This window comes from Aquibium microcysteis (assembly GCF_014495845.1).
In the GTDB taxonomy this organism is placed as follows: domain Bacteria; phylum Pseudomonadota; class Alphaproteobacteria; order Rhizobiales; family Rhizobiaceae; genus Aquibium; species Aquibium microcysteis.
The window spans coordinates 4,762,411-4,785,429 of record NZ_CP061080.1 but is presented as its reverse complement, the minus strand read 5'-3'; the positions used below and the strand labels follow the sequence as shown (position 1 = coordinate 4,785,429).

At 65.4% G+C, this 23,019-nt stretch carries 23 protein-coding genes; 10 read left to right on the top strand and 13 right to left on the bottom strand.

Annotation, left to right across the window (positions count from 1 at the left end):
• Positions 1–199: 199 nt before the first annotated feature.
• Positions 200–466, bottom strand: coding sequence for a 30S ribosomal protein S20 (rpsT, locus tag IAI54_RS22575; protein WP_187969315.1), 267 nt, complete (start codon positions 464–466; stop codon positions 200–202).
• Between the two features lie 322 nt (positions 467–788).
• On the opposite strand from rpsT, the gene rimP reads away from it, so the two are divergent.
• The 6 genes from rimP to truB all read left to right on the top strand — a co-directional run bounded on the left by rimP (position 789) and on the right by truB (position 7,814).
• Positions 789–1,409, top strand: coding sequence for a ribosome maturation factor RimP (gene rimP, locus IAI54_RS22570; protein WP_187969314.1), 621 nt, complete (start codon positions 789–791; stop codon positions 1,407–1,409).
• Between the two features lie 51 nt (positions 1,410–1,460).
• A complete protein-coding gene (nusA, locus tag IAI54_RS22565; RefSeq protein ID WP_187969313.1) occupies positions 1,461–3,053 on the top strand; it encodes a transcription termination factor NusA in 1,593 nt (530 codons plus the stop codon).
• A 38-nt stretch (positions 3,054–3,091) separates the two neighbouring features.
• Positions 3,092–3,742 carry an RNA-binding protein gene (locus tag IAI54_RS22560; RefSeq protein WP_187973309.1) on the top strand — a complete coding sequence of 217 codons (651 nt, stop codon included), beginning with the start codon at positions 3,092–3,094 and terminating at the stop codon, positions 3,740–3,742.
• The gene (gene infB / locus IAI54_RS22555; RefSeq protein WP_187969312.1) at positions 3,739–6,312 is read left to right on the top strand and encodes a translation initiation factor IF-2; all 2,574 of its coding nucleotides are present in this window, start codon (positions 3,739–3,741) and stop codon (positions 6,310–6,312) included. The genes IAI54_RS22560 and infB overlap by 4 nt, the downstream gene beginning before the upstream one ends.
• Before the next feature lie 108 nt (positions 6,313–6,420).
• Entirely contained in the window at positions 6,421–6,828 is a 408-nt protein-coding gene (gene rbfA, locus IAI54_RS22550) for a 30S ribosome-binding factor RbfA (protein WP_187969311.1), read from the top strand.
• A complete protein-coding gene (gene truB, locus IAI54_RS22545; protein ID WP_187969310.1) occupies positions 6,828–7,814 on the top strand; it encodes a tRNA pseudouridine(55) synthase TruB in 987 nt (328 codons plus the stop codon). The genes rbfA and truB overlap by 1 nt, the downstream gene beginning before the upstream one ends.
• Before the next feature lie 19 nt (positions 7,815–7,833).
• Here truB and IAI54_RS22540 read toward each other — a convergent pair whose 3' ends face one another.
• Positions 7,834–9,099 (bottom strand): mechanosensitive ion channel family protein, encoded by a 1,266-nt coding sequence (locus IAI54_RS22540; protein WP_235679145.1) that lies wholly within the window; start codon positions 9,097–9,099, stop codon positions 7,834–7,836.
• 269 nt (positions 9,100–9,368) lie between these two features.
• Here IAI54_RS22540 and ubiG point away from each other — a divergent pair, with 269 nt between their 5' ends.
• Positions 9,369–10,121 (top strand): bifunctional 2-polyprenyl-6-hydroxyphenol methylase/3-demethylubiquinol 3-O-methyltransferase UbiG, encoded by a 753-nt coding sequence (gene ubiG / locus IAI54_RS22535; RefSeq protein ID WP_187969308.1) that lies wholly within the window; start codon positions 9,369–9,371, stop codon positions 10,119–10,121.
• A gap of 25 nt (positions 10,122–10,146) precedes the next feature.
• Here the strand turns inward: ubiG and IAI54_RS22530 are convergent, their stop codons facing one another.
• From IAI54_RS22530 to IAI54_RS22510, 5 genes are read right to left on the bottom strand one after another with little or no spacing between them, the layout of a single operon-like run.
• Positions 10,147–11,037: a DMT family transporter gene (locus tag IAI54_RS22530; RefSeq protein ID WP_187969307.1), complete on the bottom strand. Its 891-nt coding sequence runs from the start codon at positions 11,035–11,037 to the stop codon at positions 10,147–10,149.
• Positions 11,038–11,085: 48 nt separating this feature from the next.
• Entirely contained in the window at positions 11,086–11,511 is a 426-nt protein-coding gene (locus IAI54_RS22525; RefSeq protein ID WP_187969306.1) for a DUF1178 family protein, read from the bottom strand.
• The gene (locus IAI54_RS22520) at positions 11,508–12,371 is read right to left on the bottom strand and encodes a carbon-nitrogen hydrolase family protein (RefSeq protein ID WP_187969305.1); all 864 of its coding nucleotides are present in this window, start codon (positions 12,369–12,371) and stop codon (positions 11,508–11,510) included. Before IAI54_RS22520 ends, IAI54_RS22525 begins: the two co-directional genes overlap by 4 nt.
• An 11-nt stretch (positions 12,372–12,382) precedes the next feature.
• Entirely contained in the window at positions 12,383–12,643 is a 261-nt protein-coding gene (grxC, locus tag IAI54_RS22515; protein ID WP_187969304.1) for a glutaredoxin 3, read from the bottom strand.
• A gap of 22 nt (positions 12,644–12,665) precedes the next feature.
• Complete coding sequence (locus IAI54_RS22510; RefSeq protein ID WP_187969303.1) at positions 12,666–13,451, bottom strand: ComF family protein; 786 nt, start codon at positions 13,449–13,451, stop codon at positions 12,666–12,668.
• An 82-nt stretch (positions 13,452–13,533) separates the two neighbouring features.
• Here IAI54_RS22510 and IAI54_RS22505 point away from each other — a divergent pair, with 82 nt between their 5' ends.
• Positions 13,534–14,406, top strand: a complete 873-nt coding sequence (locus tag IAI54_RS22505; protein ID WP_187969302.1) for a methyltransferase domain-containing protein — start codon at positions 13,534–13,536, stop codon at positions 14,404–14,406.
• 6 nt (positions 14,407–14,412) lie between these two features.
• On the opposite strand, the gene IAI54_RS22500 is transcribed toward IAI54_RS22505, so the two are convergent.
• The 6 genes from IAI54_RS22500 to IAI54_RS22475 all read right to left on the bottom strand — a co-directional run bounded on the left by IAI54_RS22500 (position 14,413) and on the right by IAI54_RS22475 (position 18,465).
• Positions 14,413–14,580 carry a Flp family type IVb pilin gene (locus IAI54_RS22500; RefSeq protein ID WP_187969301.1) on the bottom strand — a complete coding sequence of 56 codons (168 nt, stop codon included), beginning with the start codon at positions 14,578–14,580 and terminating at the stop codon, positions 14,413–14,415.
• 116 nt (positions 14,581–14,696) lie between these two features.
• A complete protein-coding gene (locus IAI54_RS22495) occupies positions 14,697–14,987 on the bottom strand; it encodes a hypothetical protein (RefSeq protein WP_187969300.1) in 291 nt (96 codons plus the stop codon).
• Between the two features lie 129 nt (positions 14,988–15,116).
• Positions 15,117–15,530 (bottom strand): (deoxy)nucleoside triphosphate pyrophosphohydrolase, encoded by a 414-nt coding sequence (locus IAI54_RS22490; RefSeq protein ID WP_187969299.1) that lies wholly within the window; start codon positions 15,528–15,530, stop codon positions 15,117–15,119.
• 2 nt (positions 15,531–15,532) lie between these two features.
• Positions 15,533–16,288 (bottom strand): GNAT family N-acetyltransferase, encoded by a 756-nt coding sequence (locus tag IAI54_RS22485; RefSeq protein ID WP_187969298.1) that lies wholly within the window; start codon positions 16,286–16,288, stop codon positions 15,533–15,535.
• Between the two features lie 33 nt (positions 16,289–16,321).
• Complete coding sequence (argJ, locus tag IAI54_RS22480) at positions 16,322–17,563, bottom strand: bifunctional glutamate N-acetyltransferase/amino-acid acetyltransferase ArgJ (RefSeq protein ID WP_187969297.1); 1,242 nt, start codon at positions 17,561–17,563, stop codon at positions 16,322–16,324.
• A 29-nt stretch (positions 17,564–17,592) separates the two neighbouring features.
• Complete coding sequence (locus IAI54_RS22475; protein ID WP_187973308.1) at positions 17,593–18,465, bottom strand: peptidylprolyl isomerase; 873 nt, start codon at positions 18,463–18,465, stop codon at positions 17,593–17,595.
• Between the two features lie 242 nt (positions 18,466–18,707).
• Between IAI54_RS22475 and secA the strand changes: the two genes are divergently transcribed.
• Positions 18,708–21,434, top strand: coding sequence for a preprotein translocase subunit SecA (gene secA / locus IAI54_RS22470; protein ID WP_187969296.1), 2,727 nt, complete (start codon positions 18,708–18,710; stop codon positions 21,432–21,434).
• 174 nt (positions 21,435–21,608) lie between these two features.
• The gene (locus IAI54_RS22465) at positions 21,609–23,018 is read left to right on the top strand and encodes a lipopolysaccharide biosynthesis protein (protein ID WP_187969295.1); all 1,410 of its coding nucleotides are present in this window, start codon (positions 21,609–21,611) and stop codon (positions 23,016–23,018) included.
• Position 23,019 lies beyond the last annotated feature (1 nt).

Below are 23,019 nucleotides of genomic sequence, written 5' to 3'. Positions count from 1 at the left end.
TTTTCCACGACGGAAAAATCAATGCGGCCCGATGGACCGGACGATCGGCGGGAAGGTTTGCGGGGGCGCCGGCAAAGCATAGCCGGTTCCCCTGCGGAAGAGAGGAAAACGCCACCGACAAGTTTGACGGCAAACAAAAAACCCGGCCTTGCGACCGGGTTTGGCAGATCGAGCCGATGGATCGGCCGACGACGTGAGATCAGGCCTCGAGCGCCTTCAGGCGCTGCGCCAGACGAGACACCTTCCGCGACGCCGTGTTGCGATGGAGGACACCCTTGGTCGCGGCACGCATGAGCTCGGGCTGCGCGGCACGAAACGCATCCTCGGCAGCCGAACGGTCGCCGGCAGCCAGAGCCTCCTCGACCTTGCGCACGAAAGTCCTGACCCGCGAACGGCGGTTCTTGTTGATGGCCGTGCGGCTCGCGATCTTGCGCGTTGCCTTCTTGGCCGAGCTCGTATTGGCCATATCGCCTCTCTCATTCTTCAGACGGACACGCTGCACGACAGCCGGCAGGCGCGAAAACAATCGGGCGGCCGGGAGGGCCGCCTCAGTGGTGGCGGCTTATAGTCGAGCTTTCCGGCGCCGTCAACGGGGCTGAGACGTCTTCCGGGATCGGCCGAACCGCTGCAGCCGTCCTCCATCGACCGCTCATCGTTGGCCACGCTTGAAATGAACCGGCGCCTCCTGTATATCAAGGGTCAATTCTTGGTCGATGGAACAAGAGTGGGCCCTCCCGGACCCGCTCTTTTTTGTTACCCATGCGACCGCAGCGAGAGCACTCCGAAGCATGACAGACATCGAGCCTCAGACAGACGACCGCATCATCCGCGAAGCCGGAATCGATGCGCGCATCGCGCTGCTGATCGGGCCGCTGCTCGGCACCATGGGTTACAGGCTCGTGCGGGTGCGGCTGTCGGGTCAGAACGGCTTGACGCTCCAGATCATGGCGGAGCGCGCCGATGGAACCATGACGGTTCAGGACTGCGAGGAACTGAGCAAGGCCGTGTCGCCGCTGCTCGACGTCGAGGACGTCATCGACAAGGCCTACCACCTCGAAGTCTCGTCGCCGGGTATCGACCGCCCCCTGGTCCGCAAGGCGGACTTCGCGCAGTGGGTCGGGCATCTGGTCAAGATGGAGACGTCGATGCCCGTGGCGGAACGCAAGCGCTTCCGAGGCAAGATCGCCGAAACCTCCGAGGACGCCGTCGTGATCGAGCGGGACGTGGCGAGCTATGGCGACGAGCCGGTGGTCCGCATCCCGTTCGACCTCATCTCGGACGCACGGCTCATCCTGACCGACGATCTCGTGCGCGATGCGCTGCGCAAGGACAAGAAGGCGCGCCAGGAACAGAAGAAGCGCCGAGGCGAAGAGCCCGACGGCGAAGCGGACTTTCATACCGAAGACTGAGATCGCCGGCGGGCCGCGCGACGGCCGGGGCGATGCAAGGGAGACCACGACATGGCAGTCAGTGCAAACAGGCTCGAGCTTCTCCAGATCGCTGACGCGGTCGCACGGGAGAAGTCGATCGACAAGTCGATCGTCATCGCTGCGATGGCGGACGCCATCCAGAAGGCCGCGCGCTCGCGCTACGGCCAGGAGACCAACATCCGCGCCGACATCAACCCGAGCACCGGCGAGATGAAGCTGCAGCGGCTGATGGAGGTCGTCGAGCACGTGGACGAGTTCGCCCGTCAGATCTCGCTGCGGGACGCGCGCGACCGCAATCCCGATGCGCAGGTCGGAGACTTCATCGCCGAGCAGCTCCCGCCGATGGACTTCGGCCGCATCGCCGCCCAGTCGGCCAAGCAGGTCATCGTCCAGAAGGTTCGCGAGGCCGAACGCGACCGGCAGTACGACGAATACAAGGACCGCATCGGCGAGATCATCAACGGCACCGTCAAGCGCGTGGAATACGGCAACGTGATCGTCGACCTCGGCCGTGGCGAGGCGATCATCCGTCGCGACGAGCTGATCCCCCGCGAGAACTTCAAGTACGGCGACCGCGTCCGCGCCTATGTCTACGACGTGCGCCGGGAGCAGCGCGGGCCGCAGATCTTCCTGTCGCGCACCCACCCGCAGTTCATGGCCAAGCTCTTCCAGATGGAAGTGCCGGAAATCTACGACGGCATCATCGAGATCAAGTCGGTGGCGCGCGATCCGGGCTCCCGCGCCAAGATCGCGGTCATCTCGCGCGATTCCTCGATCGATCCCGTCGGCGCCTGCGTGGGCATGCGCGGCAGCCGCGTCCAGGCCGTCGTCGGCGAGCTTCAGGGCGAGAAGATCGACATCATTCCCTGGTCGCACGACGCTGCCTCCTTCATCGTCAACGCGCTGCAGCCGGCGGAAGTCGCGAAGGTCGTCCTCGACGAGGACGCCGAGCGTATTGAAGTCGTGGTCCCGGATGACCAATTGTCGCTTGCGATCGGCCGTCGCGGACAGAACGTGCGGCTCGCCTCGCAGCTGACCGGCTGGGACATCGACATCCTGACCGAGGAAGAAGAGTCGCAGCGCCGCCAGAAGGAGTTCGTCGAGCGGTCCACCCTGTTCATGGACGCGCTGAACGTCGACGAAATGGTCGGTCAGGTGCTGGCGTCGGAAGGTTTCACGTCGGTGGAAGAAGTCGCCTACGTGGATGCCGACGAGATCGCGTCGATCGACGGGTTCGATGAGGACACGGCGTCGGAGATCCAGGCCCGGGCACGCGAATACCTCGATCGCATCGAGGCCGAGCAGGATGCGAAGCGCCGGGAGCTGGGCGTGGCTGACCAGCTTCGCGAGATTCCGGGGGTGACCACCGCCATGATGGTCACGCTCGGCGAAGACGGCGTGAAGACGGTCGACGATTTCGCCGGTTACGCCGTCGACGATCTCGTCGGCTGGAAGGAGCGCAAGGACGGCGAAACGAAGATGTTCCCGGGTGTTCTGGCGGCCCACGGCGTGAGCAGGGCCGATGCGGAACAGATGGTGCTCTCGGCGCGCCTGCTGGCTGGCTGGATTTCGCAGGACGATCTGGCCGAGGACGACGTCGAGGCGGAAGCGGCGGAAGCCTGAGGCGGCTGCCGGCCGGCAGGGAGACGCCCTTGGACGAGATGGTGGAGCGGACCTGCATCGTGACCCGCCGCGTCGGCGAGCCGGACGAGATGATCCGTTTCGTGGCGGGACCGGATCTGTCCGTGGTGCCGGACCTGAAGCGGAAGCTTCCGGGCCGGGGCTGCTGGGTAACGGCCGAGCGGCGGCATGTGGACGAGGCCGTTCGCAGAAAGCTGTTTCGTCGCGCCCTCAAGGCCGAGGTGACGGCGGCTGAGGACCTGGGGGCTCTCGTCGACGCGCTGATGGTCAAGGCCCTGTGCGGCGGCCTTGGCCTTGCGCGCAAGGCGGGCGCTGTGGCATTGGGCTCGGCAAAAGTCGATGCCGCGATCCGGTCGGGAAAGGCGCTCGCCGTTTTCCATGCCTTCGAGGCGGCAGAGGACGGCGTTCGGAAAATGACGCAGGCGCGCACTGCAACCGTCCATCTGGGCGGTCCGGACATACCCGCATACAAACTCCTTTCGGAAGCCGAAATGGGTTTGGCAATGGGGGGGACAAATGTGATACATGCTGCCGTGCTCGCGCAGGACGCAGGCAAGGCGGCATTCAGGCGCGCGGTTGCGCTTGACCGTTACCGGGGCGGACCCCCGGATGGCCGCGCGGCGGTTGAAGGTGTCCCGGGAACGACGACGCCTCATAAGGATACGGAATGACGGATACGAAATCAGGCGACGACAAGACGCTGACCGTGAACACGAAGAAGACGCTGACACTGAAGCGCCCGGGCGTCGAGCAGGGTACGGTGCGTCAGAACTTCTCGCACGGGCGCACGAAGTCTGTCGTCGTCGAGACGAAGAAGCGCAAGTTCTCCGTCCCCGGAGAACGGACCGAAGGCACCAGCCAGCCGGTCACGCTCGCGCCGCGGCCACAGCCGCAGGCGCCGCGTCCGGTCGCGCCGACGCAGCAGCTGCAGTCCGACCGGGTCCGTCCGCCGCTGCAGACCGAACGCACCGGAATGGTGCTGAACGATCTGTCCGGCGAGGAGATGGAAGCCCGCCGCCGCGCACTCGAAGGCGCGCGTGGTCGCGAGGCCGAGGAGCGGAGGCGCGCCCAGGAAGAAGCGCAGCGTCGCGCGGAGGAAGAGGAGCGCCGCCGCAAGGAGCGCGAGGATTCCGCCCGCCGACAGGCGGAAGAGGAAGCGCGTCTGGCCGCAGAGGCCGAAGCGCGCCGCCGATCGGAGGAGGAGGCCAGGCGCCGCGCTCCGCAGATCGACGTCGAGCCGGCAGCCGAAGAGACCGAGACGACGAAGAGCAAGTCGCGTCCGGCGGTGGCACCCAAGCGTGCCCCGGCCGTCGAGGTCGCCCGTCCCGCCAAGACGACGCGCGACGAAGATCGCCGCCGCGGCAAGCTGACGCTGACCAGCGCGCTGTCGGGCGACGAGGCGCGCGGCCGGTCGCTGTCGTCGATGCGTCGCCGCCAGGAGAAGTTCAAGCGGGCGATGCACCAGGAACCGCGCGAGAAGATCTCGCGTGAGGTGACCATCCCCGAGACCATCACCATCCAGGAACTCGCCGGCCGCATGGCCGAGCGTGCCGTGGACGTGGTCAAGTTCTTCATGAAGCAGGGCCAGATCCTGAAGCCGGGCGACGTCATCGACGCCGACACGGCGGAACTGGTGGCGAGCGAGTTCGGCCACACGGTCAAGCGCGTCGCCGAATCCGACATCGAGGAAGGCCTCTTCAACATCGCCGACAAGCCGGAGAACCAGGCGCCGCGCCCGCCGGTGGTGACGATCATGGGGCATGTCGACCACGGCAAGACGTCGCTGCTGGACGCCATCCGCGAAGCCAACGTGGTCTCGGGCGAAGCGGGCGGCATCACGCAGCACATCGGCGCCTATCAGGTCGAGAAGAACGGCCAGAAGATCACCTTCATCGACACGCCCGGCCACGCCGCCTTCACGGCGATGCGCGCCCGCGGCGCGCAGGCGACCGACATCGCGGTGCTTGTCGTCGCGGCCGATGACAGCGTGATGCCCCAGACGATCGAATCGATCAGCCATGCCAAGGCGGCAGGTGTCCCGATCATCGTCGCCATCAACAAGATCGACAAGCCGGATGCCGACCCGCAGAAGGTCCGCACCCAGTTGCTCCAGCACGAGGTTTTCGTCGAATCGATGGGCGGCGAGGTGCTCGACGTCGAAGTGTCGGCGACCAAGAAGATCAACCTCGACAAGCTGCTCGAGGCGATCCTGCTGCAGGCGGAGCTGCTCGATCTTCGGGCCGATCCGGAACGCACCTCCGAAGGCGTCGTCATCGAGGCGAAGCTGGACAAGGGCCGGGGGCCGGTCGCGACCGTCCTCGTGCAGACCGGCATGCTGCTTCCCGGCGACATCATCGTCGCCGGCGATCAGTGGGGCCGCGTCCGCGCGCTGATCGACGATCGCGGCGAGCAGATCAAGGATGCCGGCCCCTCGACCCCGGTCGAGGTGCTCGGTCTTCAGGGCACGCCGCGGGCGGGCGACCGCTTCGCCACCGTGGAGAACGAGGCCCGGGCCCGCGAGATCACCGAGTATCGCCAGCGTCTGGCCCGCGACAAGGCGGTGGCCAAGCATGCCGGCCAGCGCGGCTCGCTCGAGCAGATGATGTCGCAGCTGCAGACCTCGGGCATGAAGGAGTTCCCGCTGGTCATCAAGGGCGACGTGCAGGGCTCCATCGAGGCGATCACCGTGGCGCTGGAGAAGCTCGGCACGGACGAAGTGCGCGCGCGCATCGTGCATTCGGGCGCCGGCGGCATCACCGAGACCGACGTGTCGCTGGCCGAGACGTCGAACGCGGCGATCATCGGCTTCAACGTGCGTGCCAACAAGCAGGCCCAGCTGGCCGCCGAGAAGGCAGGCGTCGAGATCCGCTACTACAACATCATCTACAATCTCGTGGATGACGTGAAGCAGGCGATGTCGGGGCTCCTCTCGCCGGAGCGCCGCGAGACCTTCCTCGGCAATGCCGAGATCCTCGAGGTCTTCCACATCACGAAGGTCGGCAAGGTCGCGGGCTGCCGCGTCACCGATGGCCGTGTGGAGCGCGGTGCGGGCGTGCGCCTCATCCGCGACGACGTGGTGATCCACGAAGGCACGCTGAAGACGCTGAAGCGCTTCAAGGACGAGGTTCCGGAAGTGCCGGCCGGCCAGGAGTGCGGCATGGCGTTCCAGAACTACGAGGACATCCGCGCGGGCGACATCATCGAGTGCTTCCGCGTCGAGATGGTCACGCGGACGCTGTAGTCGTCGTCGAGACCTCCTTCGGAAATGGGGCGGCACCTTGCCGCCCCATCGGCTTTCGAGACGTGCGGTGCGGTTCGATCCCGTGCCGGCGATCCAGGATTTGAGATCATGTCCTCTTCAACCTCCGGCCCATCCCAGCGCATGCTTCGCGTCGGCGAGCAGGTGCGCCATGCCCTTTCCGACGTGCTCCAGCGTGGGGAAGTCCGCGACGACCTCATCGAGAAGACGGTGATCTCGATTTCCGAGGTGCGCATGTCGCCGGACCTGAAGATCGCAACCGCCTTCGTCACGCCCCTCGGCGTCGCGGATGGCGAAGCCGTCATCAAGGCGCTGGCCCAGAACGCGAAGTTCATCCGCGGCCGTGTCTCGGGCGCGCTGCGGCAGATGAAGTACATGCCGGAGTTCCGGTTCCGGCTCGACACCAGCTACGACAACATGAGCAAGATCGACCGGTTGCTGCGTTCGCCCGAAGTGGCCCGCGACCTCGATCACGACGGCGAGAAGGACGAGGACTGATGGCGCGGCGCGGAAAGAAGAAGGGGCGTCCTATCTCCGGCTGGGTCGTGTTCGACAAGCCGCACGGGATGGGCTCCACCGACGCGGTGGCGAAGATCAAATGGCTGTTCAAGGCCGACAAGGCCGGGCATGCCGGAACGCTCGATCCGCTGGCCTCCGGCATGCTGCCGATCGCCCTCGGCGAGGCGACGAAGACCGTGCCCTACGTCATGGACGGAGCCAAGGTCTATCGCTTCACCGTCACATGGGGCGAAGAGCGCTCGACCGACGATCTCGAAGGGGTTGCGACGAAGACGTCCGACCTGCGTCCGTCCGACGAACAGGTCCGGGCGCTGATGCCGAAGTACACGGGCGTGATCATGCAGACGCCACCGCAGTTCTCGGCGATCAAGATAGCGGGCGAGCGCGCCTATGACCTTGCCCGCGAGGGCGAAGCGGTCGACATCCCCGAGCGCGAAGTCGAGATCGGGCGCCTCGATCTCGTCGAATGGCTCGACGAGCGGCGGACGGTCTTCGAAGTGGAATGCGGCAAGGGCACCTATGTCCGTTCGCTGGCACGCGACATGGGCCGGGATCTCGGCTGCTTCGGACACATCTCGGAACTGCGCCGCGTCGAGGTGGAGCCCTTCACGCCCGACGAGCTCGTGACGCTGGAAGAACTCGAGGCAGCGGCAGCGCTGGCTGCGCCGGCCGGCGAAACCGGCGAGGACGGCCGGATCGTCGACCCGCGCAGCGAGCGCGAGCGGTTCGCGACGCTCGATGCCCTCGTGGTCGACACCGGCGCGGCTCTGGACTGTCTGCCGCAGGTCGCCGTGTCCGACGATGCGGCAACGAAGATCCGGCTCGGCAATCCGGTGATCGTTCGCGGTCGCGATGCGCCTGCCGAGGCAGACGAGGCCTGCGTCACCGCGCGCGGCCGGCTCGTCGCGATCGGGGCGATCGAGGCCGGCATGTTCAAGCCCAAGCGGGTATTCGCCGGTCGCTAACGGGCGTCCCCCACCGCCATCATCCCTTGAGCAGGTTTTCCTGGTCGATCGCTGCCTCGTCACCGAGTCGTCCCGGACGCGCCTCTCTCGTTTCGCTCGCCAGATCGCCCTCGCCGACCGTCGCGGCTTCGCCATCGGAGGGCGGTACCGGGTCTTCGCGCGGCAGGGCGGCCGGACGGGGACGGGAAGCGCGATCGGCGCGCCGGATGGGGACGCCTTTCGGGAACACGACTTCACGAGCCGTATCGGGCATCTCTATGCCGCCGGCCATCAAGGCATTCTTCGAAAGGCGCAAGAGCGCCGAATTGATCTTGGCGGGAGAATAGGTCGCGCTGTCGAACCAGTACTGTACCCTCAGGTCGACCGTTGCGGCTCCCAGCTGGTCAACCAGCACCAGCGGCTCCGGCTGCGCGAGGACGGCAGGGTGCTTTGCGAGAACCCCGGCGATGATGGCCTGGGCCGCCGCGGTGGACGAGTCATAGCCGATGCCGATCATGAATTCGGCCCGCCGGCTCGGAATGCTCGAGTAGTTCTTGATGATGCTCTTGTAGACGGTGGCGTTCGGAATCTGCACGTGGTTTCCGTCCAGCGTCAGCAGCACGGTACTGCGCGTATTCAGGTTCTGAACTATGCCGACATGCCCGGCCACGTCGATCAGATCCCCCGAGCGGAACGGATTCCGGACGCTGAGGAGCACGCTCGCCAGAAAGTTCTCAGCGATGTCGCGGAACGCGAACCCTATGACGATCCCGATGAGCCCGGTTCCACCCAGAACGGTAACCGCCAGGTTCGTCAGACCCGCTACCTGCAGGACGAAGTAGATCCCGAGCAGGAAGACCGGTACGCTCAGCGCCCGTGCGATGACCGAACGGAGCAGGGGAGAGGCGATCCGCGGCGTGAGAAAGGCAGAGGACGCCCGGTTGACGATGACCGCCACGATCCAGGTCGCGAAGGCAATCACGACCGCCAGCAGGATCAGCGGCCAAGCCTGAACGACGCGCTTGTACAGCCGCGCCGATTCCTCTCCTGCGCGCAGAAACGTGTCGCCGACGTCTCCGGGAAGTTCGATGCGGTTGACGACCGCGATGACGCCCGGGAAGTTCGCCGCCAGTTCGCCCGCCCACCGCCGTTGCTCCTCTCCGCCGGTTTCGCCCTCGAGAAACGCCACCCCATCGTGCACGGACACGCTCGAGCGGGCGAACCAGCGGGTGGAGTCGAGAATCTCCTTGAGCCTTCTGGCCGTACCGAGGTCTCCGGCGGAAGGTCCGGCGGTCTCCAGTTGCATCGGCGAGCGCCCGTCCGCCGGAACGGCCGTCTCCTGCGAGACCGCGAAAGATGACGGTACGATCGTTAGCCAAACGAGCATTGCCATGCAGGACAAGGGATTGAGCCGCGGCCATGCGAGCGGGGAACTCCCGGTGCGTGTCGTCATTGTGGCGCAACGCCGTGACCGGTCGTGCCGTTCCTAGCGGCAGAGGTCGGCGGAGGACTGGCGCAGTCTTGACATTCTTCCTTCGTCATCCAACTAGGGCGGGTCGTCAACGGAGACCCCCAATGTCCGACATGCGCAAGACGACCATCGATCCTGCCGAAGTCGACCGCTTCTCGCGGATGGCCGCTGAATGGTGGGACCCGACGGGCAAGTTCAAGCCGCTGCATAAGTTCAATCCCGTCAGGCTGGCCTATATCCGGGACCGCGTGGCGGAACGGTTCGGCCGCGACCCGCGCTCGAGCCGGCCTTTCGACGGGCTCCGGTTCCTGGACATAGGCTGCGGCGGAGGGCTCCTGTGCGAGCCCATGGCCCGACTCGGCGCGACCGTCGTCGGCGCCGATGCGTCCGAGACCAACATCGAGGTGGCGCGCCTCCACGCCGCTCAGAGCGGCGTCTCCATCGACTACCGCGCCACCACCGCCGAAGACCTGGCGGATGCGGGCGAGCAGTTCGACGTCATCCTCAACATGGAGGTGGTGGAACACGTCTCGGACGTGCCTCTCTACATTTCCAAATGCGCCGAGATGGTGAAACCCGGCGGCATCATGTTCGTTGCCACCATCAATCGCACCCTGAAGGCGCTGGGGCTGGCGATCGTGGGGGCGGAGTACGTGCTTCGCTGGCTGCCGCGCGGTACCCATCAGTACGAGAAGCTGGTGCGGCCCGACGAACTCGAGCGCGCGCTTTCCGATTCCGGAATGACGATCGCCGATCGCACAGGGGTCACCTACAACCTGCTCGCGGATCGCTGGCAGAAGTCGCGGGATCTCGACGTCAACTACATGGTGATGGCGCAGAAATCCTCTCTGTCCTGAGGAACGGGAGGCAGAAGCTCCCTCGTCACGCGGACCGGGACTGGGCCCGCGTGGTCATGGCCACTCCGACCGCGATGATGGCGGCTCCGATCCAGGTCAGCAGCGCGTAGTGTTCACCGAGGAACAGCGTTCCCGAGACCAGGCCGATGGCGGCGGCGACGTAGCCCATCTGGCTCAAATACACCGGCCCCCCCACGACCTGGAGACGGAAGAAGAAGACGAACATGCCGGCCGAGGAGAGGACCTGGGCCAGCGTCTCCAGCGGAACGACGCCAAGCGGTGAAGGATCGAAGCCCCAGGGCGACCAGAAGCCGACCATCAGAAGGACGACGGCGGCCGCGAAGTGGCTGCCATAGGCCAGTTCCAGCGCCCCCGCGTGACCCGGCCAGTCCATCGTCCTGTAGATGTTTCCGGACGCCAGAGCGACGGGAATGAGCAATCCCAGCCCGATCCACAACGGCGACGCAGGCTGACCGAGTTCACCGCGGGTCGTCGCGACCAGAAGTGCGCCGACGAAACCCACGGCGATGCCGGCGATGCCCAGTCCGTTGGGTCGCCGCAGCTTGAGCAGCATGGAGAGGCAGAGCGTGATGACGGGCGACAGCGTGAACATGATCGCCGTAAAGCCGGCGCCGAGCTGCGGGATCGCCGCGAAGACGATCATGTTGGGGATGCAGTAGGAGATGGTCCCCGCCAGGATGAAGTAGCGAAGACGGTGCGCGTCAGGACGGCGCAATCCACCGCGCACCGCATCGACTGCAAAAAGCGTGGTCGCCACGCCGAACGAGATGACGAAGGACCAGATCACCGGCGAAACACCGGCCTCGCCGGCCACCTTCCCGAGCGGAAAGATCATGCCGAGCAGGCCGCCGGTGATCATCAGCAATGCCGACGCCGAATCCCACACCGGTTTCATGACTGACTGCCCAGAATCATCGGAACGACGACGGCGCCCTGCGCCGTCTCAGTTCCTGTCGTCAGGGAAGACGGGGATGGGCATGAACTCCACGCCATCTTCGATCAGAGCCCGAGCCTCTTCCGGAGTGGCCCGGCCATAGATGCCTCGCGCCTCCGTCTCGCCGAAATGGATCTTGCGCGCCTCCTCGGCAAACCTGTCGCCGACGTCGTCGGCCTCCCGCCTCACCTTCTCGGCCAGTTCCTTCAGCTGGATCAGGGCACGCTTCTGCTCCTCGCCCATGGCAAGTGCAATCTGCTCCCGTTTGCGTCCGGTCGAGACGGACGGTGCCATCAGCGCCTTCTTGACGCTGCTCGAGCCGCAATGGGGGCATTCCACGAGGCGCCGGTCGCTTTGTCTCTCGAAGTCTTCACTGTTGCGAAACCATGCGTCGAAGGAATGGTCGCCGTCGCATCGCAGGGAGAAACGGATCACGAGGCGGCTCTCCCTGCAGCCACCGGCGAGACGACCTCGTCCAGCTCGAACTCGCGCGCGTTCTTCAGATTGGGCACCTTCCGTCGCGCCGCCGAGGATGCCGCGATGTCGACCTCGGCAATCAAGACCGCCGGTTCGTCATGCGCAGCCTCGGCGAGAACACGTCCCCACGGGTCCACCACCATGGAGTGGCCGAAGGTCTCGCGCCCATCCTCATGCCGGCCGCCCTGGGCGGCGGCGATCACGAAGGCGCCATTCTCGATCGCGCGGGCGCGCAGCAGCACGTGCCAGTGCGCCTCCCCAGTCTGCCGGGTGAAGGCGGCAGGTACCGTCAGGATCTCCGCCCCGGCCAGCGCCTGGGCCCGGAAAAGATGCGGGAACCGAAGGTCGTAGCAAACGGCAAGGCCAAGGCGGACCTCTCCCAGCGGAGCCACCACGGCACGACCGCCCGGCTGGTAGGTGGCGGACTCGCGCCAGCTCTCGCCATTGTCGAGATCGACGTCGAACATGTGGATCTTGTCGTAGGTGGTGACCAGCGTCCCGTCGGGCGCGAACAGGAAGCCACGGTTCGCGATCCGTCCGTCGGCGAGCGCGATGGCCGTCGAGCCGATGTGGATCGCAATCCCAAGGTCCGCCGCAAGCCTGGCCGCGGTCCCCACGATGACGTCTTCGGCCTCGGACTTCACCATCGAGAGAAGTGCTTCGCGGTTGCGGACGAGCCCTCCCGTCATCTCTGGCGACTGGACGTAACGGGCCCCTCGGGCCGCGGCTTCACGCACCATCGTCTCGAATGTCGCAGCATTGGCGGACGGATCCATCCCGGATCGCATCTGCAGTACCGCCACCTTGAACATGCTCATCGCCGGTTTCCTCAGGCGTTGCCGGACAGAAGCTTGTCGAGGCGGCCGCTCTCTTCCGCCTCATGCAGGTCGTCGCAGCCGCCGACATGCACGTCACCGACAAAGATCTGCGGGAACGTGCTGCGTCCCGAACGCTCGGTCATCTGCCTGCGCAGTTCGGGGGAAAAACTGGCGTCGTGCTCCGTGTAGGACACGCCCTTGCGATCCAGAAGCCGCTTTGCAGCGCTGCAGTAGCCGCACATCATGCGGGTGTAGATGGTCACTTCGGGCATGGCTTCGTTCCGGCTGGGATTCCTATATAGGGTCACTTTCGGCGTCGAGAAAGTCCTCCGACAGCACGCGGGCAAAGGTCAAGACATCGACCCCGCCGGCTCCCGCGCGCCGCAGCGAACGTGCCACCGCAGAAACCGTCGCCCCGGTCGTGAAAACGTCGTCGACAACCAGAATGCGCCGGTCGCGGACGACATTGCGCGCCTTCTTCTCCACGACGAAGGCGCCCCTTACGTTCTCGTCGCGATCGTTCCGGGCGAGACCGACCTGCCGACGGGTATTGCGATGGCGGGTGACGAGTTCGGGTTCGAAGCGAAGGCGGGCCGCCGCGGCGACCGCACGACCAAGTTCAGCCGACTGGTTGAAACGACGCCACAGAAAGCGGCGTCGGTGCAGCGGCACGGGAACCACGATGTCGGCTTCGGCGATCAGTTCGCGACCGGCCCGCAGCATCCAGACCGCCATCCAGGGTGCGAGATCGGTTCGGTCGTTGAACTTGAGCGCCTGCGCCATGCGCCGCGCGACGCCCGTGTAGGAAACGGCCGATCGCGCGCGATCGAAGGCGGGCGGATCGGCGATCGCGGCGGGCGACACCGCTCCGTCACCCATATCGTACTGGAACGGCGTGCCGAGGATCTCGCACCAGGGACGCTCGATCAGCCTCAACTCGCTCCAGCACGCACCACAGAGCGAGCCGGGGATGCTCACGATGGTGCGGCAGCCACCGCACAGCGGCGGAAACAGGATGCGCGCGGCACTCCCCGCCAACGCGGCTACTCCACGCTTGATCTCGCGAGACAGATCGGCCACGACGCTCTCCACTGTGCCGAGCCTACCAGACTGTTCGGGGCAAGCCTATCGATCCCCAACGGGATCGAGAAAGGGATCCATCATGGACATGCTGTTCGAACCCGGGCTCTTGATGCAGCGGCGGAAGCGCGCACGCTTGCAGGCGACGGCCGATGCCGACTTCCTCTTGCGACGCGTGGTGGAGGATCTTGCCGACCGCCTTTCGACCGTGGATCGGCGATTCGCCCGGGCTGCCGTGGTGAACGGCTGGGTTCCGGTGGTGGCCGAGGCCCTGGCCGCCTCCGGACAGATCGGCGAGGTGCTGCGGGTCGAGGCCGACCCGTTCTTCCTCGGCGACGACGAGGGCATCGTCGCCCCTGGCGACCAGCTGCCGTTCGAGCCCGCAAGCATCGACCTGGTCGTCTCGCTGCTCAACCTGCAGGATGCGAACGACCTGCCGGGACAGCTGGTCCAGATGCGCCGAGCCCTCAGGCCGGACGGGCTCCTGATGGCCTGCCTCGCGGGCGCGGGTACGCTGGCCGAGCTGCGAGACTGCCTGCTTGCCGCAGAAATGGAAATCACAGGCGGCGTGAGCCCGCGGATCATCCCGTTCGCCGATGTGCGCGACATCGGCGGTCTGCTGCAGCGCGCCGGATTCGCACTTCCCGTGGCAGACGTGGAGACGGTTACCGTTCGCTATGGCGACATGTTCGGCCTGATGCGGGACCTGAGGTCGATGGGCGCGACCAACACGCTGCTTGGTCGGCTGAGACATCCCAGCCGGCGGGCCATTTTCCTGCGGGCCGCACGACACTATGCCGACCGATTTGCGGATCCGGATGGCCGCGTGCGGGCGACGTTCAATCTCGTCTGGCTGTCCGGCTGGGCACCGCACGCTTCGCAGCAGAAGCCGCTCAAGCCCGGATCGGCCCAGGTTTCGCTCGCTGAGGCGCTGAAGCCGAGGGAGGGGTCGTAAACGCCGTCAGTTCAGGGAGCCGCTCAGGGCAGACGTCGGTTCGGCGAAGAGATACTCGATGGCGCTGTAGACCTTGCCGATGCCCGCGATGATCGCGAGAGACAGAAAGGTGGCAATGAGGCCGTATTCCACGACCGTCGCACCACTTTCATCGATCCAGAATTTCGCGAGCATAGGCAGGCGTACTCCTCCTTCGGCAGGTGGAACACTAACCTTCAGGTCTGCAAGATTCCCTTAACCGGAACGGTTAATCGGTGCTTACAGGTCCTGCCTCGCGGGCATGCGCGCAGCTATCGGCAGTCGCCGCTCTGGACCCCGTCCGAACGGATGATGCAGACCGACTCGGGAGTCGCCTGCAGAACGCTGCGGCGGATCGTGTAGCTGCGGTCCACGCCGACCGAACCCGTCGACATGAAGTCGAGGCCTCCGGCATCAGCCGTGCCGGCCACCAGTTCTTCCGCGAGCGGTGCGATGGCGAGACCCAGGGCTACGGCTATCACGCCGAAAACCAGTGTGATGCGGATCGTGCCGCCGGTTGCGGTGCCAGAGTGCGGGCCATTCCAGTCGTCGTCCAATCGCATCGCCGATCCCCGTCGCCATACGGAGTGAAGTGCCCCGCACGCCCCATGGATCAGCTTCGCACGTCGCGCTGAACGCTCCGTTAACGCTGATGACGGCGTGGCGGAGCGACCGGCAGGTGCGGCTGCACTTCAAAGGAGATCGATGAGAAACGGTATCAGCGGCTCGTCGGCGGGCGGCATCGGGTAGTCGCGCATGTCGCGCGGGCGAACCCATTTCAATCTCTGGCCCTCCAGGCCGCGTGCTACCCCTTCATACCGACGGCACACGAAGAGCGGCATCAGCAGGTGGAAGTCGTCATAGGTGTGGCTGGCGAAGGTGAGAGGTGCAAGACATGCCGCCTTGGTCTCGATGCCGACTTCCTCGCGCAGTTCGCGGATCAGCGTTTCTTCCGGCGTCTCACCGGGTTCGACCTTCCCGCCGGGAAACTCCCAGAGCCCGGCCATGGCCTTTCCTCGCGGGCGTTCGGCGAGCAGCACGCGGCCGTCGGCATCCACGAGCGCGCAGGCAGCAACGAGAAGAATGCGCCGTCCCGCATCGGTCATCGTCAGGCACCCGGCGGACGGCGATAGTGGTAGCGGTACACTTCAGCAAAGCCGAGCGAACGGTAGAGCGCAAGTGCAGGCTCGTTGTCTGCCTCAACCTGCAGCCATGCTTCGCGGGCGCCGCGATGGCGAGCCCACTTGAGCGCCGACAGCACCACCTGCCGACCATGGCCATTGCCGCGCCGGCCAGACAGAGTGGCCACTTCGAACAGCCCGGCCAGATCCCGATCCTGGACGCAGATCGCAGTCGCGACCGGTTCGTCCGCCTCCTCGGCCACGAACAGACCGGCCTCGGGCTCGATGGACCCTATGACCTCGGACAGCCCCGGCCGCATGGCCTGTTCCATGCCGTGTACGCGCAGAGCCGCGCCAACGAAGCGACCGATGTCCTTCAGCGGGATCTGGTCCATGACGCCGTCGAGGCGAGCCCCATCGAGGTCCATCCGCATGACGATCGATTCCGAGAGGCGCAGCCAATCCTCCCGGTCCAGAAGGTTTGGAAGCGAACGGCCGGCGAGCGGCGAAATCCGGAAGGTCAAGGGCCGGCCATAGGCGTCGAACCGACGTGCCGCCCTGGCGATGCGGTCGGGGATATTGGAATGGTCGCCCGGATCAAGAGGATTGATCGAGTTGAGCCGCTTTGCCGGCAGGCCGGCCGTCAACCGGATCACCCAGGTTCCGTCATACTGGACGAAGGATGCCGGCCACGCCCGGAAACCGGCGGCTTCGTAGCGCCTCACCATCGCCAGTTCCGGCATCTTGCCCAGTCCCGTCCGCACGCGACCCCCGACCTAGCTGCGGTAGTCCCCATTGATGGCGACGTATTCCTTGGTGAGATCGCAGGTCCAGACCGTAGCCTTGCCGCGCCCCATGCCGAGATCAACGCCGATGCGGATGCGATCGTTCTTCATATAGCCGGATACCTCCGCCTCCGAATAGGAGGGATCGCGCTCGCCCTGATGGGCGACGCGGATGTCGCCGAACCAGATCGCCAGGCTGTCGCGATCGGCCGGCTCGCCAGCCTTGCCGACAGCCATCACCACCCTGCCCCAGTTCGCATCCTCGCCCGCTACGGCAGTCTTGACGAGGGGAGAGTTGGCGATCGACAAGGCAATGCGCTTCGCCGAGCGCGCCGACTTCGCACCTGAGACCGAGATCTCGATCTCCTTGCGGGCACCTTCGCCGTCACGGACCACCTGCAGGGCGAGGTTCTTGAGCAGCCTGTTCAGCGCCCGCTTGAAAGGCACGAGTTTGGGATCGCCTTCGGATACGATCCGTGGCGCACCGCGTTCGGCGGCTTTGCCGGTGGCGAAGAAAAGGAGCGTGTCGCTGGTCGACGTATCGCTGTCGACGGTCACGGCGTTGAAGGTCGAATCGGCGCCCCGCTTCAGGAGCTTCTGCAGGACGGCTGCCTCGATCGGTGCATCGGTGGCGACGAATGACAGCATCGTCGCCATGTCCGGAGCGATCATTCCCGCGCCCTTGGCGATGCCGTTGATCGTGACGTCGACATCCCCAAGCCTCACCGTCGCGGTGGCGTACTTGGGATAGGTATCGGTGGTCATGATCGCCTTGCCGGCATCTGCCCAGCGATCGGCGACCGCATCCGCCGCCAGTCTTTCGAGGAGATGAGCGAAACGGCCGGCATCCAGCGGTTCACCGATGACGCCGGTGGAGGCGAGATAAATCTCGTCCTGATCGCAGCCGGTGGCAGCCGCCGCGGCGGCGGCGGTCATGGCCGTCGTCTGTCGTCCCTTCTTGCCCGTAAAGGCATTCGCATTGCCGGAGTTGACGACGAGAACGCGGGCTCGACCGGTGGGGAGATTCTGCCGACAGAAGTCCACGGGCGCAGACGGGCACTTCGAACGCGTGAGAACGCCGGCAACAGTCGTTCCGGGTTCGAAGGTCATCACCAGAAGATCAGTGCGGCCCTTGTACTTGATGCCCGCTTCGGCGGTCGCGATGCGCACGCCTTCTATCGGAGGCAGGACGGGATGCTTGCGCGGTGCGAGCGGCGAGACGGTGCTGGACATGATGAAGGTGACCGCGTGTCGTTCAGATGCTACTGCGCTTTCTCTTCCTCGCCGAGCGCCGCCTTGAGTGCCGGATCCTGCACGTCGACGGTTGCGGCATCGCGCAGCACCTGGACCGCAGCGAAGTAGGTCTCACGGAATAGAAGCGTGCGAACCTGTTCCTTGACCTGCTCGAAGGCCGGCGGCTGCTGGGTCCGCTTATCCTCGACCTTGATCACGTGGAAGCCGAACTGCGTCTGGACCGGCTGCTTGGAAAACTGCCCGACCTCGAGAGCGAATGCGGCCTCCTCGAAAGGCGGAACCATCTGACCCGGGCCGAAATAGCCCAGATCGCCGCCCTGCGAGGCGGCGCCGTCGGTCGACTTCTCCTTGGCGATCGCCTCGAAGTCGCCGCCCGCCTCCAGTTGCGCGATGATGGCATCCGCCTCTTCCTTGGTCGCGACGAGGATATGGCGTGCACGAATTTCGTTGGCGGGCGGCGTTGCCGCCACTTCCTTGTCGTAGCGGGCCCGAACCGCTTCCTCCGTCACCTCGGCCGCGACCTTGCTCTCCACGAAGGCGCTGTGCAGAGCGCGCTGACGAAGGAACTCCATCCGGTCGCCGAACGCCTCGGTATCGTCGAGACCCTCCTCCTCGGCTTTGGCAGCCAGCAGCCGGATCTCAATGGCGGCACTCAGCGCGGCGGCGCGCTTCTGTTCGTCGGGAAGCTGCGCGAACTGCGGACCGAGGTCGCCCTGCGCCATCTCCAGGTCGTACTCCGTGATCGGCGACCCGTTCACCGTGGCGACGACGGTTTTATTCGGCGCCTTGTCCTGTGCGAAGACGCCGGCGGGTGCCGCCAAGACGAGCCCGAGTGCAAGGCCGCATGCGGCAAGCGAGCGGAAGGGGACGGTTGGACGCATCGGACATCTCCAGGCGGAAGCGGGGGCGCAGCCTTTCGCGCCGGAATAAGGCGAAATTTGGCGTTCGGAGGCTCCGGCGGCGAACGTTGACATCGCCAGCGCCCCCTCTTATCTGTCCTTCGTCTTGGCGTCCAGAACCGTTTTCCGGACGCTTTTTTGATTGGGAACGGCGCCGGAAAATCCCTCCACGGTGCGATCCCGCCGGCCCATGCCGGAACGGTTTCTTTTGAAAGGACCATTGAATGGTCAGTCTCGGTGGCCTCGCCCGCAAGATCTTCGGTTCGGCCAATGACAGACGCATCAAGTCGCTGCGACCGCGGGTCGCCGCGATCAATGCGCTGGAAGGCGAAATGAAGGCGCTCTCCGACGAAGCGCTGCGTGGCAAGACCGACGAGTTTCGGGCCGAGATCGCGAATGGACGCGACCTCGACGATCTGCTGGTCCCGGCTTTCGCCGTTGCCCGCGAGGCCGCGCGCCGGGCAATCGGCCTTCGGCCATTCGACGTGCAGCTGATCGGCGGCATGGTCCTGCACGATGGCGGCATCTCCGAAATGCGCACCGGCGAGGGCAAGACCCTGGTCGCGACGCTTCCGGTCTACCTGAACGCGCTCAGCGGCAAGGGTGTGCATGTCGTCACGGTGAACGACTATCTGGCACGCCGCGACTCCGAGTGGATGGGGCGCGTCTACGGCTTTCTGGGGCTGACGACCGGCGTGATCGTTCACGGCATCAGCGACGAGCAGCGCAAGGCCGCCTATGCCTGCGATGTCACCTACGGAACCAACAACGAGCTCGGCTTCGACTATCTGCGCGACAACATGAAGTACGAGCGGTCGCAGATGGTCCAGCGCGGCCACAACTACGCCATCGTCGACGAAGTGGATTCCATCCTGATCGACGAGGCGCGCACGCCGCTGATCATATCTGGCCCGCTCGACGACCGGTCGGAACTCTACAACCAGATCGACACGTTCATTCCCCAGCTCGTCGCCTCGGATTTCGAGATCGACGAGAAGCAGCGTACGGCGACCTTCACCGAGGAGGGCACCGAAAAGCTGGAGAACCTCCTGCGGCAGGCCGGCCTCTTGAAGGGTGCCTCGCTCTACGACGTCGAGAACGTGGCGATCGTCCACCATGTCAACAATGCCCTCAAGGCGCACCGGCTGTTCCAGCGCGACAAGGACTACATCGTCCGCAACGACGAGATCGTGATCATCGACGAGTTCACCGGCCGCATGATGCCCGGCCGGCGCTATTCCGAGGGCCTTCACCAGGCGCTCGAGGCAAAAGAGCACGTGCGGGTCCAGCCCGAGAACCAGACTCTCGCCTCAATCACCTTCCAGAACTATTTCCGCATGTACGGGAAGCTGGCCGGCATGACCGGAACGGCCTCGACGGAGGCCGAGGAATTCGGCAACATATACGGCCTCGGCGTTTCCGAGATCCCAACCAACGTTCCCGTCGCCCGCATCGACGAGGACGACGAGGTGTACCGGACGGTCGAGGAGAAGTACAAGGCGATCGTCCGCGAGATCAAGGAAGCGGCTGCCAAGCGTCAGCCGATCCTGGTCGGAACGACGTCCATCGAGAAGTCGGAATTCCTGGCCGAAAGGCTGCGCCGCGACGGTATCACCAATTTCGAGATCCTCAATGCCCGCCACCACGAGCGGGAGGCGCAGATCGTCGCGCAGGCCGGCAAGCCTGGAGCCATCACGATCGCCACCAACATGGCCGGTCGCGGCACCGACATCCAGCTCGGCGGCAATGCCGACATGCGCATCGCGCAGGAACTCGAAGGTGTCCCGGAGGGGCCGGACCGCGACGCGCGTGAGAAGGCCATCCGCGAGGACGTGCAACGCCTGAAGCAGGAGGCGCTGTCGGCCGGCGGGCTCTACGTGCTGGCCACCGAGCGCCACGAATCGCGCCGCATCGACAATCAGCTGCGCGGGCGTTCCGGCCGCCAGGGCGATCCCGGCCGGTCGAAGTTCTTCCTGTCGCTGCAGGACGACCTGATGCGGATCTTCGGATCGGAGCGGATGGACGGCATGCTGCAGAAGCTCGGCCTCAAGGAGGACGAAGCCATCATCCATCCCTGGATCAACAAGGCGCTGGAGAAGGCTCAGAAGAAGGTCGAGGCGAGGAACTTCGACATTCGCAAGAACCTGCTCAAGTACGACGACGTCATGAACGACCAGCGCAAGGTGGTCTTCGAGCAGCGCAAGGAGCTGATGGACGGCGAGAACCTTTCCGAGACCGTCGCCGAAATGCGTGAAGACGTCGTCGAGGAACTCGTCTCGAAGCACATTCCCGAGAACGCCTATGCCGAGCAGTGGGACACCAAGGGCCTTCAGGAAGGCGTGCGGACCTATCTGAATCTCGATCTGCCCGTCGAGGCCTGGGCCCGGGAAGAGGGCATCGACGAGGAGCAGATCACCGATCGTCTGAAACAGGCCGCCGACGCCATGGCGAAAGATCGAGCTGAGCGGTTCGGTCCCGAGATCATGACCTATGTGGAGAAGTCGATCCTCCTGCAGACCCTCGACCATCTCTGGCGCGAGCATCTCGTCAACCTCGATCACCTTCGCTCGGTCGTCGGCTTCCGAGGCTATGCGCAGCGCGACCCGCTCAACGAGTACAAGTCGGAAGCCTTCGAGCTCTTCCAGGCGATGCTGGGCAATCTGCGTCAGGCCGTGACGTCCCAGCTGATGCGTGTCGAACTCGTGCGCGAAGCCGCCGAGGCACCGCCGCCCGCAGCGCCGCGTGCCGTCGGGCACCATCTGGACGCGACGACGGGAGAAGACGAGTTCGCTGACGACGAGGTGATGGTCGCGACATACGAGCAGAGCGTGGTCCCGCCGGAACAGCGCGATCCCGAAGATCCGTCGACCTGGGGGAAGATCGGGCGCAACGAAGCCTGTCCATGCGGGTCGGGCAAGAAGTACAAGCACTGCCACGGCGCGTTCGTCTGACGACCGCGGAAGCGCGGGCCGCACCGATCGCGGCTTCGCCCCCTCCCTGTTCCATGGCAAGGAGCCGCTGCACCGGCTTCGCTTGTCGCGGCCGATACGTCCACCGAACCGTTTCTTAAGCTGTCAGTGATACGCCTCGGACCGTCGCATTGACGCGTTCGGGGTATGGGTACGGTGCGTTTTTCAGCCGCAACGACTGCGGACAGGGTGCTGCCCGGTCGCCTGGCGGCGGCAGCGCGGCCGCTCCTCAGGCGTGCCGATGCGCTGCTCGACGGTCGCGACGAGGCGAGCGAAGCCGGACGGGTGTCGCTGATCGCCTTCGCCATCCGCATCGTCAACGCCATCATCGCCTTCGTCAGCCAGGTCCTGCTGGCGCGCTGGATGGGCCCCTTCGAATACGGCATCTTCGTGCTCGTCTGGGTGACGATGGTGATCGCGGGCAACCTGTCCTGCCTCGGTTTCCATACCTCGGTGATCCGCTTCGTTTCGGAGTATCGCGAGAATGCCCGCACGGCCGAATTGCGCGGCCTCCTTCTGACGAGCCGTGTCTTCGCCATAGCGTCTTCGACACTCATCGCCGCCATCGGCTTCGCGGGGCTGTGGTGGTTCGAAGACGCGGTGGAAAGCTACTATGTGGTTCCGTTCTATCTCGGCATCATATGCCTGCCGATGATCGCGCTCTCGGATCTGCTGCAGGGCATATCGAGGGCTCATGCCTGGGCGTTTTCGGCGCTTTCGCCTACCTATCTCGTGCGCCCCGTGCTCATCCTGCTCTGCATGGCGGGCGCCCTGGCTGCCGGACATGCACCCACGGCGCAGACCGCGATGATCTGCGCGATCCTGGCCACGTACGCCACGACCATCTGGCAGCTCGTCACCGTCTCGGGCAGCGCCGACCGCCTTGCAGGCGACGGTCCTCGGCAGATCCTCTTCCGCACATGGATGCTGGTGTCGATGCCGATCTTCCTGGTGGAGAGCTTCTTCTACCTGCTGACCAACGCCGACGTCCTGATGGTGGGCCGCTATCTGCCGCCGGACGACGTCGCGCTCTATTTCGCCACGGTCAAGGTTCTGGCGCTGGTTCATTTCGTCTACTTCGCGGTGAAGACCGGCGTCGCGCAACGCTATGCCTCGATCTGGCATGGCGGCGACCGCCAAGCCTTCCGACGATTCGCGCAAGCCACCGTCGGCTGGACCTTCTGGCCTTCACTGGCAATGGCAGTCATCGTCCTGGTGGTGGGGCAGCCGATGCTGGCCCTGTTCGGTCCACATTTCGACCAGGGATATCCTCTTCTGTTCGTGCTGGTCCTGGGCGTGGTCGCACGCGCTGCCGTCGGACCGGCCGAAAGCCTGCTCACCATGAGCGGCAACCAGAACATCTGCGCGGGCGTCTACGCCCTGACGCTTTCGATCAACATCGCCCTCAACGTTCTGCTCATCCCGCTCTACGGGCTCTGGGGCGCTGCACTGGCGACGGCAGTCGCGATGAGCTTCGAGGCCTTCGCCCTCTCCTTCACCGTATGGCGGCGGCTGGGGATCGTGATGATGGTCTTCCTGCCTTCGAACCTGTCCAGGGAACCCTGAT

Bases quoted from the DNA above. Each gene is read 5' to 3' on its own strand.
- rpsT (WP_187969315.1), bottom strand. From the start codon at position 466: ATGGCCAATACGAGCTCGGCCAAGAAGGCAACGCGCAAGATCGCGAGC.
- rimP (WP_187969314.1), top strand. From the start codon at position 789: ATGACAGACATCGAGCCTCAGACAGACGACCGCATCATCCGCGAAGCC.
- nusA (WP_187969313.1), top strand. From the start codon at position 1,461: ATGGCAGTCAGTGCAAACAGGCTCGAGCTTCTCCAGATCGCTGACGCG.
- IAI54_RS22560 (WP_187973309.1), top strand. From the start codon at position 3,092: ATGGTGGAGCGGACCTGCATCGTGACCCGCCGCGTCGGCGAGCCGGAC.
- infB (WP_187969312.1), top strand. From the start codon at position 3,739: ATGACGGATACGAAATCAGGCGACGACAAGACGCTGACCGTGAACACG.
- rbfA (WP_187969311.1), top strand. From the start codon at position 6,421: ATGTCCTCTTCAACCTCCGGCCCATCCCAGCGCATGCTTCGCGTCGGC.
- truB (WP_187969310.1), top strand. From the start codon at position 6,828: ATGGCGCGGCGCGGAAAGAAGAAGGGGCGTCCTATCTCCGGCTGGGTC.
- IAI54_RS22540 (WP_235679145.1), bottom strand. From the start codon at position 9,099: ATGCAACTGGAGACCGCCGGACCTTCCGCCGGAGACCTCGGTACGGCC.
- ubiG (WP_187969308.1), top strand. From the start codon at position 9,369: ATGTCCGACATGCGCAAGACGACCATCGATCCTGCCGAAGTCGACCGC.
- IAI54_RS22530 (WP_187969307.1), bottom strand. From the start codon at position 11,037: ATGAAACCGGTGTGGGATTCGGCGTCGGCATTGCTGATGATCACCGGC.
- IAI54_RS22520 (WP_187969305.1), bottom strand. From the start codon at position 12,371: ATGAGCATGTTCAAGGTGGCGGTACTGCAGATGCGATCCGGGATGGAT.
- grxC (WP_187969304.1), bottom strand. From the start codon at position 12,643: ATGCCCGAAGTGACCATCTACACCCGCATGATGTGCGGCTACTGCAGC.
- IAI54_RS22505 (WP_187969302.1), top strand. From the start codon at position 13,534: ATGGACATGCTGTTCGAACCCGGGCTCTTGATGCAGCGGCGGAAGCGC.
- IAI54_RS22500 (WP_187969301.1), bottom strand. From the start codon at position 14,580: ATGCTCGCGAAATTCTGGATCGATGAAAGTGGTGCGACGGTCGTGGAA.
- IAI54_RS22495 (WP_187969300.1), bottom strand. From the start codon at position 14,987: ATGCGATTGGACGACGACTGGAATGGCCCGCACTCTGGCACCGCAACC.
- IAI54_RS22490 (WP_187969299.1), bottom strand. From the start codon at position 15,530: ATGACCGATGCGGGACGGCGCATTCTTCTCGTTGCTGCCTGCGCGCTC.
- IAI54_RS22485 (WP_187969298.1), bottom strand. From the start codon at position 16,288: ATGCCGGAACTGGCGATGGTGAGGCGCTACGAAGCCGCCGGTTTCCGG.
- argJ (WP_187969297.1), bottom strand. From the start codon at position 17,563: ATGTCCAGCACCGTCTCGCCGCTCGCACCGCGCAAGCATCCCGTCCTG.
- IAI54_RS22475 (WP_187973308.1), bottom strand. From the start codon at position 18,465: ATGCGTCCAACCGTCCCCTTCCGCTCGCTTGCCGCATGCGGCCTTGCA.
- secA (WP_187969296.1), top strand. From the start codon at position 18,708: ATGGTCAGTCTCGGTGGCCTCGCCCGCAAGATCTTCGGTTCGGCCAAT.